At 69.4% G+C, this 13,911-nt stretch carries 11 protein-coding genes; 9 read left to right on the forward strand and 2 right to left on the reverse strand.

Going from position 1 to position 13,911, the window contains the following annotated elements; all coding sequences use genetic code 11:
* Positions 1–29 precede the first annotated feature (29 nt).
* Positions 30–1,223 (reverse strand): hypothetical protein, encoded by a 1,194-nt coding sequence (locus tag ACQY5G_RS01405; protein ID WP_428276312.1) that lies wholly within the window; start codon positions 1,221–1,223, stop codon positions 30–32.
* Positions 1,224–1,251: 28 nt separating this feature from the next.
* Positions 1,252–2,448, reverse strand: coding sequence for a hypothetical protein (locus ACQY5G_RS01410; protein ID WP_428276314.1), 1,197 nt, complete (start codon positions 2,446–2,448; stop codon positions 1,252–1,254).
* 194 nt (positions 2,449–2,642) lie between these two features.
* Between ACQY5G_RS01410 and ACQY5G_RS01415 the strand changes: the two genes are divergently transcribed.
* The 9 genes from ACQY5G_RS01415 to ACQY5G_RS01455 all read left to right on the forward strand — a co-directional run bounded on the left by ACQY5G_RS01415 (position 2,643) and on the right by ACQY5G_RS01455 (position 13,906).
* Entirely contained in the window at positions 2,643–4,019 is a 1,377-nt protein-coding gene (locus ACQY5G_RS01415) for a HupE/UreJ family protein (protein WP_428276316.1), read from the forward strand.
* A gap of 35 nt (positions 4,020–4,054) precedes the next feature.
* Positions 4,055–5,080, forward strand: coding sequence for a peptidyl-alpha-hydroxyglycine alpha-amidating lyase family protein (locus ACQY5G_RS01420; RefSeq protein ID WP_428276318.1), 1,026 nt, complete (start codon positions 4,055–4,057; stop codon positions 5,078–5,080).
* A gap of 33 nt (positions 5,081–5,113) precedes the next feature.
* Complete coding sequence (locus tag ACQY5G_RS01425; RefSeq protein ID WP_428276320.1) at positions 5,114–5,797, forward strand: hypothetical protein; 684 nt, start codon at positions 5,114–5,116, stop codon at positions 5,795–5,797.
* Between the two features lie 6 nt (positions 5,798–5,803).
* Positions 5,804–7,345: an NAD(P)/FAD-dependent oxidoreductase gene (locus ACQY5G_RS01430; protein WP_428278627.1), complete on the forward strand. Its 1,542-nt coding sequence runs from the start codon at positions 5,804–5,806 to the stop codon at positions 7,343–7,345.
* Positions 7,346–7,502: 157 nt separating this feature from the next.
* Entirely contained in the window at positions 7,503–9,224 is a 1,722-nt protein-coding gene (gene peaA / locus ACQY5G_RS01435) for a quinohemoprotein amine dehydrogenase subunit alpha (RefSeq protein WP_428276322.1), read from the forward strand.
* Positions 9,221–10,660, forward strand: coding sequence for a quinohemoprotein amine dehydrogenase maturation protein (gene peaB, locus ACQY5G_RS01440; RefSeq protein ID WP_428276324.1), 1,440 nt, complete (start codon positions 9,221–9,223; stop codon positions 10,658–10,660). Before peaA ends, peaB begins: the two co-directional genes overlap by 4 nt.
* 49 nt (positions 10,661–10,709) lie before the next feature.
* On the forward strand, positions 10,710–11,042 hold the full coding sequence (gene qhpC / locus ACQY5G_RS01445) for a quinohemoprotein amine dehydrogenase subunit gamma (RefSeq protein ID WP_419861890.1): 333 nt from the start codon (positions 10,710–10,712) through the stop codon (positions 11,040–11,042).
* Entirely contained in the window at positions 11,039–12,136 is a 1,098-nt protein-coding gene (locus tag ACQY5G_RS01450; RefSeq protein WP_428276327.1) for a YncE family protein, read from the forward strand. Before qhpC ends, ACQY5G_RS01450 begins: the two co-directional genes overlap by 4 nt.
* A gap of 51 nt (positions 12,137–12,187) precedes the next feature.
* Positions 12,188–13,906, forward strand: coding sequence for an ABC transporter ATP-binding protein (locus tag ACQY5G_RS01455; RefSeq protein WP_428276329.1), 1,719 nt, complete (start codon positions 12,188–12,190; stop codon positions 13,904–13,906).
* Positions 13,907–13,911 lie beyond the last annotated feature (5 nt).

Consider the following 13,911-nt stretch of genomic DNA (forward strand, 5'->3'; position numbering starts at 1 on the left):
GGATCGTCTCCTGGCGGGGCCCGGGTCTCCTAGCGGCCTGGCCAGAGGGGGCCCTGTTCGGCCGGTACGCGGCCCATGCCCATGTACACGAACTTCTGGAGCCGCTTCCCGTCGTACGTCTCGGTCGTGTAGACGTTGCCCTGCGAGTCCGTCGCGATGCTGTGGACGCCGATGAACTGGCCCGGCTGCCGGCCTCCGTCGCCGAACGTCGTCAGAACCTCGAGGGAGGCCCGGTCCACGACGTAGACCCTGTGGTTCGATCCATCAGCGACGTACATGTACTTCTGGTCCGCATCGCGCGAGAAGGCGATGTCCCACGTCGAGCCCGCGCCCAGCGTGCGCGGCGCGATCATCATCTCATCCACGTACGTCCCGTCCCGCTGGAAGACCTGGATCCGGTCGCCGGCGCGGTCGCACACGTAGACCAGTCCGTCAAGCGAGGGGTCGGCGCAGTGGACGGGCGTGCGGAACTGCTGGAGGAGCGGCGCATCCGGATCGTAGGGTGGCGGAGGCGTGTCGTCCGGCGCGTTTCCGTAGGCGCCCCAGTAACGCTTGAATTCGCCCGTCGACGCGTCGAGCACCGCCACGCGGCGGCCGCCGTAGCCATCGGCGACGTAAGCTTCGTTCGCCCCCGGGTCAAAGGCGACCTTCGCCGGGCGGTTGTAGCGGGTCGCGCTGTGGCTGTCCGGCTCCTGCCCCAGGGCCGGCTGCCCGTACGACGCGAGGAACGCACCGTCGCGCGAGAACTTGAGGACGTGCGAGTCGCTCGCCCCGTTTCCGCCGATCCACACGTTGTCCATGTGGTCGACCGTGATCCCGTGGTTCGACTCGGGCCACACGTAGTCGTCGGACGGGCCTCCCCACGAGTTCACGAGGTTCCCTTCGGGATCGAACTCGAGCACCTCCGGGGCCGCCCGGCAGCACTCGCTGGTCGGCGGATCCGCATCGAGCCCAAGTTCCGTTCCGGGATTGATCGAGGCGCGGCGATGGATGATGAACACGTGGTCGCGGGAGTCCACGCCGACCCCGACGGTGGAGCCGAGCAGCCAATGCTCCGGCAGGGGTTTGGGCCAGAAGGGGTCCACCTCGAACATCGGCGCCTCGACGCCCTGTCCCGCCGCGTCGGCCGAGCCCGCGTCGTCCATCGCGGCCTGCCCGCAGGCGAGCGCGATGACCACGCCGGCCATCACACCGCCGATGAGGGTTCGCCGTTTCCCGTTCATGGCCGTACCTCCTCGCCGGTCCGACGGTTTACTGGTCGCCGCGCGGCCAGGGCGGACCCTGGTGCTCGGCCGGTACCGGGCCCAGGCCCATGTACACGAACTTCTGGACGCGCTTCCCCTCGTAGGTTTCCGTCGTGTAGATGTTGCCGTTCGAGTCCGTCGCGATGCTGTGGACGGCGAAGAACTGGCCCGGTTGACGGCCCCCGTCCCCGAAGCTGGTCAGGATCTCGAGCGAGGCGCGGTCCATGATGTAGACCCGCATGTTCTTCCCGTCGGCGACGTACATGTACTTCTGGTCCGCATCGCGCGAGAAGGCGATGTCCCACGTCGACCCGTCGCCGAGCGTGCGCGGCGCGATCTGCACCTCGTCCACGTACGTGCCGTCCGTCTGGAAGACCTGGATGCGGTCGTTGGGGCGGTCGCACACGTACACGAGGCCGTCGAGCGAAGGCTCGGCGCAGTGCACCGGCGTCCGGAACTGCTGGATGAGCGGCGCGTCGGGATCGTAGGGCGGCGTCCGGGTGTCGTCGGGCGCGTTCCCGTAGGCACCCCAGTAGCGCTTGAAGGCTCCGGTCGATGCGTCGAGCACGGCGACCCTGCGTCCGCCGTAGCCGTCCGCGAGGTAGGCCTCGTTGGCCGAGGCGTCGAAGGCGAGCTTCGCCACGCGGTTGAAGCGCGTCTCGCTGTGGCTGTCGGGTTCCGGGCCCGCCTCCGGCTCGCCGTAGGAGGCGAGGAACTCGCCGTCGCGGGAGAACTTCAGGATGTGCGTGTCGTTCGGTCCGTTGCCGCCGATCCACAGGTTGTCCATGTGGTCGACGGTGATCCCGTGGTTCGAGCCGGGCCACACGTAATCCTCGGAGGGACCTCCCCAGGCGTTCACGAGGTTGCCGTCCGGATCGAACTCGAGCACGGGCGGCGCGGCGCGGCAGCATTCGCCGAAGGGCGGATCGGCGTCGGCCCCGCCCTCGGTGCGCTCGATGAGGTTGCCGCGGTGCACGATGAAGACGTGGTCGCGCGAGTCCACGCCCACGCCGATGGCCGAGCCTAGCACCCAGTGGTCCGGCAGCGGTTTCGGCCAGAACGGATCCACCTCGAACATCGGCGCCTCGACGCCCTGCCCCTCGCTGGCCTGGGCCCCGTCGTCCATGGCCGCCTGGCCGCACGCCAGCGCGAGAGCGATACCCGCGACCACACCGAAGATGAGCGTTCGCCGCTTTCCGTTCATGGCTGTCTCTCCTTGCGGATCCTGAGTCGCTCCCGAGTCGCCCGATTCCAACTTTGGCCGATCGATTCACGCTACAGATGCCATCCGCGTTCGTCCAGAGACCGGCCGGGGTCGACGGCGCGGGCCGGCCGCGCCATCGTTGCAGGATGAAGCGAGGCAATACACGGCGTCCCACCCGGCGCACGGCGCCCTTGATGGGGTGCGTTCTCGCGCTCTACGGCCTGACGAGTCTGGCCGGCGTGGCGCGGGCGGCGCCCGAGCGGGAGGCGCATGAGCGGGAGGCGTCGGATCGCGCGGCCGGGGCACCCCCTGCCGCGCCGCACGAGATTCCCGCGGACGTCACCGTGCAGGCCTTCGTCACGCCGGAGGGATCCCGTCTCCGTTTCCTCGTCCGGGCGCCGCTCGAGGCGATGCGGGACATCGAGTTCCCCCGGTACGGGCTCGGGTATCTGGATCTGGAGGCGGCGGATCCGTTCCTCCGCGATGCGGCGCAACTCTGGCTCGCCGACTATGTGACGTTCTACGAGGAAGATCGACGCCTGGAGGCGCCCCGCATCGTGGCGACCCGCGTCTCGCTTCCCTCGGACCGGTCCTTCGCGAGCTACGAGACGGCGCTGGCGCACTTCGACGCCCCGCCGCTCGACCCCGGGCTGCAGCTCCCGTGGCGTCAGGCTCTGCTCGATGTATTGCTGGAGTACGACATCGCGTCGGACGAATCCCGCTTCTCGATCGATCCGGGCTTCGCGCACCTCGGCCTGCGCACGGTCACCGTGCTGCGCCTGCGGCCGCCGGACCGGCCGGAGCGCGTCTTCCAGTACGTCGGCGACCCGGGACTCGTGCGGCTCGACCCCCGCTGGCACCAGGCCGCGCTGCGCTTCGTGTCGCTCGGCTTCACGCACATCCTCGACGGGATCGACCACCTCCTCTTCCTCCTCTGTCTCGTCATCCCGCTGCGGACGCTGTGGGGTCTGATCCCCGTTATCACGTCCTTCACGATCGCGCACTCGATCACGCTCATCGCCTCCGCCTTCGGCATCGCGCCGCGCGCACTCTGGTTCCCGCCGCTGATCGAAACCCTCATCGCGCTCTCGATCGTCTACATGGCGCTCGAAAACATCGTCGGGGCGAAGCCTCGAAAACGCTGGCTGCTCGCGTTCGGATTCGGGCTCGTGCACGGCTTCGGCTTTTCGTTCGCGCTCAGCGAGTCTCTGCAGTTCGCGGGCGCGCACCTGCTCACGTCGCTGCTCGCGTTCAACGTGGGCGTGGAACTGGGACAGCTCGTCGTGGTCGCGGTCGCCGTTCCGGTGGTCGAAGTGCTGTTCCGGAAGGTCGTGGCGGAGCGGATGGGGACGATCATCGGCTCGGCGCTGCTGGCGCACACCGGCTGGCACTGGATGACGGACCGGGGCTCCGACCTGCTGGCCTACCGCTTTGCGTGGCCCGCCCTCGACGGAGCGCTGGCCGCCGCCCTCATGCGCTGGGGGGCGCTGGCGCTGATCGTCGTGGGCGCGGCGTGGGCGGTCAGCGGACCCTTCGGCCGGCTGGCGGCGAAGGCGAAGGGGGGGACATGATGTGGATGGCACGGACCGGAAGCACAGGAGGACGGATGCAAGGCACACGGCGAATCGAACTCGTCACGGGACTCGCGCTTGCGGCGGTCGTTTCGGGGGCCGGCGCGCTCGAAGCGCAGTTGACGGCGCCGAACCCCTACAGGGCGATGGACGGTTGGGGACAGCTTCCCGACGGACGCACGTGGGGCGCGACCAGCGCCGTCTACCCGGCCCCGGACGGCGAACACATCTGGGTGGGCGAGCGGTGCGGCGCGAACCTGTGCGTCGAGAGCGATGTCGACCCGATTCTGCTCTTCGATACCGAGGGCAACGTCGTGCGGAGTTTCGGTTCGGGACTGATCGCCTGGCCGCACGGGATGTTCGTCGAGGAGGACGGCAGCGTGTGGGTCGCCGACGCCGTGGGATACGCGCCGGTGCCGGAGGGCTGGGGACATGTGGTCTACAAGTTCAGCCCCGAGGGTGAGGTCCTGATGACGCTGGGCGAGAAAGGCGTCGCCGGCGACGGCCCGAACCACTTCAACAAGCCGTCGGACATCCTCGTCGCACCGGACGGCAGCATCTTCGTGGCGGACGGGCACGACGCGGGCGGCAACAACCGCATCGTGAAGTTCGCGCCCGATGGCACCTTCCTCATGGAGTGGGGGCGCGCGGGCACGGCGAACGGCGAGTTCCGCGACCCGCACGCGCTCGCGATGGACTCGCAGGGACGTCTCTTCGTCGGCGACCGCGGGAACAGCCGCGTCCAGATCTTCGATCAGGAGGGGAACCACCTCGAAACCTGGCACCAGTTCGGACGTCCGAGCGGGCTGTTCATCGACGAGAGCGATGTCCTCTACTCGACGGATTCCGAGTCGAACTCGCGTCGCAACAAGGGGTGGCTCCGCGGCGTGTACATCGGTGACGCCGCGACCGGCTGGGTCACGACATTCATCCCGGATCCGGAGCCCAACCAGGATGCGTCCGGCACGAGCGGCGCCGAGGGAATCGCCGTCGACGCGCACGGCAACCTCTACGGGGCCGAGGTCGGGCCCCGTCAGATGAGAAAATACATCCGGCGTTAGCAGATTTCGTCACAACCAGCACGGGAGTCGGAGATGAGACGCGCGATTGGCTTCATGGCCATCCTGTTCGCGCTCGGCGCGAGCGGGGCGGCGGCGCAGGACGAGAACATCAGCTTCTTCATCACCAGTTCGAATCCGGGGGACGGCGCGGATCTCGGCGGTCTCGAGGGCGCGGACGCGTACTGCGAGGCGCTGGCCGAGACGGCGGGCCTGCCAGACCGCACGTGGCGGGCCTACCTGAGCACGACGGGCGCAGACGCCGTGAACGCGCGCGACCGGATCGGAGACGGGCCGTGGTTCAACCACGCGGGCACGATGATCGCCCGGGATGTCGAGCACCTGCACAGCAACGGCCCGAACCTCACGAAGGCCACGATCCTCACGGAGAACGGCGATGAGGTGAACGGCCGGGGCGACCAGCCGAACCAGCACGACATCCTCACCGGGTCGCTGATGAGCGGAATGGCGTCGGACGCGGACGGGGACACGACGTGCGGCAACTGGACGTCGAGCGCCGAGGGCAGCGCGCTCGTCGGGCACCACGACCGCACGGGCGGCGGACAGAACCCGACCTCGTGGAACGAGGCGCACGGGTCGCGGGGCTGCAGCCTCGAGAATCTGCGCGGGACGGGCGGTGACGGACGCTTCTACTGCTTCGCGACGGATGGACCGAGCGGCGGCGACGTGCTGCTTCGGTTCGCGCGGCGGGAGCGGTAAGCCGACCTGACAGATACGCCATACGACGTCCTCGTTGTCGGCGGGGGGCCGGCCGGCTGCGCCGCCGCGGCGTCGCTGGCGCGGCGCGGGCATGATGTCGCGCTGATCACGCGGCCGGCCCCGCCGGCGAAATGGCTCGCCGAGTCGATCCCCGGCTCGGCGCGGAAGCTTCTCGAACGCGTAGGAGCGCTGGACGCCCTGGACGCGGCGGGCCTCGTGCCGAACGAGGGCAACACCGTCTGGTGGGCCGGGATGCCCCGCCGTGAAGAACGGTTCGGGGTGCCCGAGCATGGTTTCCATGCGGAGCGCGCGGCGCTCGAAGCCGTCTTCCAGGGAGTGGCCCGCGAGGCGGGCGTGCGCCTCGTTACGGACGGACCGGTCATCGAGACGGCCGAGGAGCCCGATGGCTGGCGCGTGGCTACTTCGGCCGCGCGCTACCGGGGCCGCTGGGTGCTCGACGCCTCCGGCCGGGCCGGGGTGCTCGCCCGTCGCGGGCTGCGGGCGCGCGAACGCGGTATCGCCACGCTCGCGCTCGTCGGCCGCTGGACCGCAGACCGCGGGCACGCTCCGCCGGACCCCGGCTGCACGCTCATCGAGAGCTACCCGGACGGGTGGGCCTGGTCGGTGCCCACATCTCCGCGTACCCGCTGTGTCACGGCGATGGTCGACCCGCGCCGCACGCATCTGGCGCGCGAGAAGGGCCTCGGCGGCATGTGGCGCGCCGAACTCGCCAAGGCGGCGCGGCTCGGCCGGCGCCTCGAAGGAGGCCGGCTGGACGGGCCCGTGCGGGTATGTCCCGCGTCGCTCTACGGCGCGACCTCGCACGGCCGGCCGGGCCTGCTCCTCGTCGGCGACGCCGGCTCCTTCATCGACCCCCTCTCCTCGTACGGCGTCAAGAAGGCGCTCGCCTCCGCGTGGCTCGCCGCGATCGTGACGCATACGGGGCTCGAGGATGACGCCATGGCCGGACCTGCCTGCGAGTTGTACGACGACCGCGAACGCGAGGTGTACCGCACCTACCGGGCGTTGTCCGTCCCCTTCTTCGAGCAGGCCGCCGCCGCGAACGACCACGCGTTCTGGGAGGTTCGCCTGGCCGCGGCGCAGGAAGCGGGGGCGGACATCCCGGGGCCCGCCTCCGCGCCCGGTGCGCCGGCGGTGTCGGAACCCGGAGACCGCTCGCTCGCCGAGCGCCGGGTCGACGCCTTCCTGGCGCGCCCCGAGGTGCGGACGGCGTGGGAGACCATCCGCTCGCTGCCGGCCGTGCGTCTCCGCCCGGCGCCGCGACTTTCGAGCGTGCGGCGCCCCGCCATCGTCGACGGCCGGATCGCCCTCGAGGTCCACCTCATCTCCGACCGACTCCCGGACGGCGCGCGCTACGTACGCAATGTCGACCTCCGCCGGCTCGTGGAAATCGCGCCGGACTCCGACCAGGTTCCCGACCTGTTCGAGACGTACAACCGGCGGGGGACGGCGGCGCCGCTCCCGGACTTTCTGGCCGCCCTCTCCTTCGCGGTGGGCGCGGGCTTCCTCGAGTTGGCCAGCCCGTGATGGCGGGACCGGCGGGCGGCCGCAGGGCGTCGAGAAGGCCGCGTTCGGGGTGGCGCGGCCGCACCGATTGGCGCACAATCTACCGGTTCGAAACGGAGGATGGATGAGACGCGAAGCGACTACGCGACGGGCACTTGACCGACTGCCGGCGGCCGGAATGGCCGTCGGTGCGCTGGTTTTTCTCGGCGCGCGCGCGCTTCCTCCGGTCCCGGGCATGCCCTCGACCTCGCCCGTCGACCTCCCTTCGACTCAGTTCGCCGACATCGCGGGAGCCCCGGCGCAGGCCGACGACGAGGGCTATCCGATCGACCACGAGATCATCATCCGTCGCTGTCAACGCTGTCACGAGCGCGATGACGAAGGGCGGATGACACGGATCTCCTACGAGCGGAAGACGCCGGAAGGGTGGCAGACGTCGGTTCGCCGCATGATGGCGCTCAACGATGTGTCCCTCGGCCCCGACGAGGCGCGCGAGGTCGTGCGCTATCTCTCCAACCGGCAGGGCCTCGCTCCGGAGGAACTCGAGCCCGGCCGCTTCGAGGTCGAGCGCCGCCTCATCGAACACGTCTACGAGGCGGACCGCGACGTCGAGAACACCTGCATCCAGTGCCACAGCATGGGCCGCGTCATCACCCAGCGGCGCACGCGCGAGGAGTGGGAACTCCTCATGGCGACGCACCGCGGCCTCTACCCGCTCGTCGACTTCCAGGGCTTCCAGGACGGCGGCGACGGACCTCAGCCGGTGGACGAGGCGATCGACCACCTTTCCGAGGCCTTCCCTCTCGATACGCCCGAATGGTCCGCCTGGTCGGCCTCCATGCGCTCGCCGCGCCTCGCCGGCACCTGGGCGCTGGCGGGCTTCGAGCCCGGGAAGGGTCAGATCTTCGGCACGGTCGAGATCTCCGCCGGCGACGGACCCGATGAGTTCCGCTCCCGCGCGACGTACACGTACGCGGAGTCCGGGCAGGAGGTGCGTCGCAGCGGGACGGCCATCGTCTATACCGGCTATCAGTGGCGGGGACGGTCGAATCCCGGCGGAGCGGACGAGTTGCGGGAAGTCATGACGGTGGACCGCGGATGGCAGGCGATGACCGGCCGCTGGTTCACGGGCGCGTACGACGAGTTCGGCCCCGACGTGAAGCTCACTCGCGCGAGCGGCGGCCCCGTCGTGTCGGGCGTGCACCCCCGGGCGATCCGCACGGGTGCCTCGTCCACCGAACTCCGGGTCCACGGTGCCAACCTCCCGGCGAGTCCCGACGCGATGGACTTCGATTTCGGGCCGGGCGTCCGGGTCGAGTCCGCGACGGGCGGCGACGGGAGCCAGGTCACGCTTCGCCTCTCGGTCGATGACGATGCGGCGGTCGGCGGGCGCGACCTCTTCGTGGGCGGCGTCAGTCTGGCGGGCGCGATTCAGGTCCACGACGGCGTGGACCGCCTCGAGGTGACACCGCGCGCCGGCATGGCGCGGATCGGCGGCGCGGCCTTCCCCAAGGGCTATCAACCCTACGACGCGATCGGGTGGGACGACGGCCCCGACGGCGAACCGAATACGGAGGACGACCTCCGGCTCGGGCGGGTGCCCGTGAGCTGGAGCATGGAGGAGTACACGGCCACCTTCGACGACGACGACATCCAGTACGTCGGCGCGCTGGGGCCGGACGGGATCTTCACCCCCGCCATCGACGGTCCCAACTCCAGCCGCAAGGGCAACCGAAACAACATCGGCGACGTGTGGGTCGTCGCGACCTATGCGGGTTCCGACGCGGCTCCGGCCGGCGCCGGCGATCTCCGCGCCCGCGCCCATCTCATCGTCACGGTGCCGCTGTATCTCAAGTTCGATCCGTGGCAGGGCGTTCCAACGGGGAGGCTGGTTCCGTGATCAAGCCCGTCGGCCAACTGGCGCTGCGCGAGTTCCACGCCTTCGAGGCGGCGGGCGAGCGGTTCCTCTATCTCGTCCCCTCGGCCGGCATCTTCCGGATCGATGCGGCGTCCTCCGCGATCCTCGATCTGCTGAGCTACGGTCCCCGCGCGCCGGGCGAAGTCGTGAACTCGCTCTCGGACCGGTACTCCGTCGACCGCGTACACGACGGGTTGCTGGAACTCCAGCAGATCCGCGCCATCGGGGAGGCGGGGGCTCCGGCCGAACAGGTCGTGAACGATCTTCCGCCCGACGGTTTCCCGCTCACGACGATGGTCCTGAACGTCACGAACAAGTGCAATCTCGCGTGCACGTACTGCTACGAGTACGGCGAAGACAAGATCGTCGACACGACCTGCACGGACGACCCGAAGTTCATGGGGGACGAGACGGCGCGGGAGAGCGTGGAGTTCCTCCTCAAGGAGTCGGGACCGATCGAGGTCGCGCACCTCACCTTCTTCGGGGGAGAGACGCTGCTCAACTTCCCCGTGCTCCAGGACACGGTGGCCTACGCCCGCCGCCGCGCGGAGGAGGAGGAGAAGCGGATCGAGTTCAGTCTCACGACGAACGCGACGCTCCTCCGCCCCGACATCATCGAGTGGCTGGCGGACAACGAGATCGGCGTGACCGTCTCCATCGACGGACCGAAGGAGATGCAGGACCGCATGCGGGTCTTCCACAGCGGCAAGGGTTCCTACGAGACCGTCAAGCCCCGGATCAAGGAACTCCTCAAGCGTCACAAGTCCCGCCCGATCGGGGCGCGCGTCACGCTCACCCGCGAGAACCTCGACATCCACCGGATCTACCAGCACCTGACGGAGGAAATGGGGTTCTGGGAGGTGGGCTTCGCGCCGGTCACGAGTTCCTCCGGGCGCGACTACGAGATCGAGGACGAGGGATACGACCGCATGCTGCGCCAGTTCGGGGAGTTGGCGCGCGACTGGCTGGATCACGCGGTCGAGAACCGGCACCACGGTTTCTCGAACGTGAAGGACACGCTGGAGGAGATCCACAAGGGCGTGAGCAAGGCGTATCCGTGCGGGGCCGGGCTCGGGCTGATGGGTGTGACGACGGGGGGCGACGTCTCGCTCTGCCACCGCTTCGCCTACTCGAACGACCACAGCTTCGGGAGCGTCGCCGAGGGGATCGACCGGGAGCGGCAGAAGGATTTCCTCGAGGATCACCACATCAAGAACAAGACGGACTGCCATACGTGCTGGGCCCGTCCCATCTGCTCGGGCGGCTGCTATCACGAAGCGCACACGAGACACGGCGAGACGACCGCACCCAACCTGCACTTCTGCAACTGGGTCCGGACGTGGACGCACACGTGTCTGGAGATCTACGGAGAGTTGTCGGAGCGGAACCCGGGTTACCTGGCCCGCTTCGACCATTGACGCGGCCGGGCGCGGGCCCGGCCGACCTTCGCATGCGAGGGGGGAAGCCGTGAAACACTTGAAGCCGATCAACCAGAAGGCCGGCCGCATCGAGGCTCAGGTGGCCCGCGAGGAGCTGGACGTCGTGGGGCTCGAGAGCCGGCCGGAGGGGCCGCACATCCCGCTGGGCTGCTCGCTCGTGTTCTCGCCCGGCTGGGAGGTGGATTCGACCGGCGGCACGGCCGGGCTGTGCCAGCCGGTGGAACGGGATCTGTTCGACTGCCACCTCGCCTGCTTCTGGCCGGCGCACGTGCCCGACCAGCTCAACCACTCGCCGGACTGGACGTCGCAGTGCGCGTCGGCGCAGAAGGACTGGCGGAAGCTGGACCTCGTCTTCCCGTGATCCGACGAGTGCGGTGCATCGCCGCGGTGATCGCGTTCGCCTGCGCCCTGGGCGGGGTGCGGACGCTCGAGGCGCAGGGGAATGGCCGTAACGCCCACTGGTACATGGGCAATTACAGCAATGAAGTCCTCGTCTGGGATGAAGCCACCGAGGAAGTCGTGGACCGGATCCCGGTCAAGCGTCCGATCTCCCTTCGTCTCGACGTCTCCGAGGACCGATCGCGGCTCTACGTGATGGATCCGTTCTTCGAGACGATCGAGATCATCGCGCTCCCCTCCAAGGAGTCCGTCGGAGAGTTCACGCTGAGCGAGGGCGCGACCCGGACGTGGATCCGTTCCTTCCAGGTCCACCCCGACCAGGAATGGATGGCGATGTTCGTGCAGAGCCGCACGAAGCTGGCGGACCGGTACGAGATCGGCGAGCCGACCATCCTTCGTTTCGACCTCGACACGTACGAGGTGACCGATACCATCCCGTGGCCCGACGAGGAGCCGGGGCGGTTCGCCAACTTCCGTTTCTCCCCGGACGGCGACCTCCTGTACATGTTCACGGACGACCTCGTCGCGCTCGACTCGGAGACCTTCGAGGAGGTGGACCGCTGGGATATCTCGGAACCGCTGGAGCCGGGACTCGGCGAGATGAGGCTTCCCTTCGGCCGGAGTCCCTACCAGGAGGAGGACGGCGTCTACACGGGCCTCTTCCGCATGACGGATCCGCTGCAGAACCGCCGTCTGATGGGTATCGCGACCGTGGATCTGGCCGGGCAGGACGTGGAGTTCCACCCCATCGGCCCGGACGAGGGGGTGTCGTTCGTGCTCTCTCCGGACGGGACGAAGGGATACGGGCTCAAATCCGAGATCGGGCACTACGAGATGTGGAAGTTCGATCTTCAGGGCCGGCGGGTCGCGGGGCGCGTCACCTTCGCGGGGCGGCCGCGGATGGCGTTGATGCCGAGCGCCGACGGCACAAAGCTCTACATCTACAATGCCGGCAGCACGATCGACATCTACGACGAGGAGACGTTCGAGTTCCTGCGCACGATCACGCTGGACGCGGACATGACGAGCGTCGTCGTGGTACCCGATCCGGGCTGATCCCGGCCCGCGATCCGGTTTCGATCCGGCGTTCGACTTCGTGAGGTCCGGGTGATCCGGGACCCGCACCTTCGCCGAGCCCTCGCCTACGTTCGACCGTACGCGGGGGCTTTGCTTCCCGTGGTCCTCCTTTCCACGGCGGGGACCGCCCTCGGGCTCGCCCTCCCCTACCTGTCGAAGTCGATGATCGACGATGCGATCCTGGGACAGGACTTCCCTCTCCTGCTCAGGATCGTCGGCCTCTTCATTGCGATCACCATCCTCGGGTTCGGGGCGAACGTCGCGAGCGGGATGCGGTACACGCGGGTGTCGGCGGGCATCCTCTTCGACATGCGGCTCGCGCTCTACCGCCACCTTCAGAGGCTCTCGCCGCGGTTCTACGCGCGGACGCCCTTCGGGGACATCGTCTCGCGCATCAACAGCGACATCGGCGAGATCCAGCGGGTGACGGCGGACGCGGCGCTCGGGCTGTTCGGGAACGTGCTCTTCCTCATCGGGACCGTGGGGATGCTCGTCTATCTCGATGCGCGGCTCTTCCTGGCGGGTCTCATCGCGCTTCCGCCGAGCCTCTGGGCGCTGGTGAGGTACCGGAACCGGCTCGAGGGGCGCGTGACGCAACTGCGGGAGCGGAGCGCGGACATCGGAAGCTTCCTCATCGAGACGCTGCAGGGGGTGCGGACGGTCGTGGCGTCCAACGCGCAGGAGCGGGAGGCGGAGCGGTTCGGGCGCCACAACGACCGATTCGTGCGGGCGCTGATGTCGATGCGCTGGTTCACGTACCTGGCGGGAGGCCTGCCGGGGGTTCTCCTGCAGACGGGGACGGCCGCCGTCTTCCTGTACGGGGGCTACCGGGTCATCACGGAGGCGACGACTCTGGGGACGTTCGTCGCCTTCATGGCGTACCAGATGCGGCTCCTCTTCCCCGTGCAGGCGCTGATGGGGCTGTACGCGAACCTCGCGAGCGCGCGGGCGTCGCTCGTCCGCGTCCATGAACTCTTCGACACGCCGCTGGAGGTCGCTGAGGCGGAGGGCGCGGAGCGGCTCGCGAGGGCGGCGGGGACCCTGGTGCTCGAGGACGTGAGGCTCGGCTTCGGGCGGGGAGGCGAGGTGCTGGAAGGCGTCTCGCTGGAGGTGCCCGCCGGGCAGGTCGTCGCGCTCGTCGGCGCGAGCGGGAGCGGGAAGTCGACGATCGCGGACCTGCTCTCGCGCCAGCTCGACCCCGATGGCGGGAGGGTTCTGCTCGACGGACGGGACCTGCGTGCGCTCGCGCTGGCCGACGTGCGCCGGAACGTCGCGGTGGTGGAGCAGGATCCGTTCATCTTCCACGCACCGATCGCCGAGAACGTGCGGTACGCCAAGCCCGACGCCACGGATCTGGAGGTCGCCGGGGCGCTCGCGGCCGCCGCGCTCGATGGGCTGCTCGCGTCGCTTCCGGAGGGGGCCGGGACGGTCGTCGGCGAGCGGGGCCGGCAGCTCTCCGCCGGCGAGCGGCAGCGCGTGGCCGTGGCACGGGCCTTCCTGGCCGATCCGGCCGTGCTCGTGTTCGACGAGGCGACGGGGGCGCTGGACCCGGCCTCGGAGGCGCAGGTGCTTGAAGGCTATGCGGCGCTGATGCGGGGGCGGACCACGGTGCTCATCACACATCGCCCGGAGCTCGCGCGGCGGGCGGAGCGCGTCGTGGTGCTCCGCGACGGGCGGGTCGCGCAGGATGGCCGGCCGGCGGAGCTCGACAGCCGACCGGGTGCGTTCCGCGCCCTGTTCGCCGGGTGACGGCG

It is taken from the genome of Candidatus Palauibacter sp., assembly GCF_965261555.1.
In the GTDB taxonomy this organism is placed as follows: domain Bacteria; phylum Gemmatimonadota; class Gemmatimonadetes; order Palauibacterales; family Palauibacteraceae; genus Palauibacter.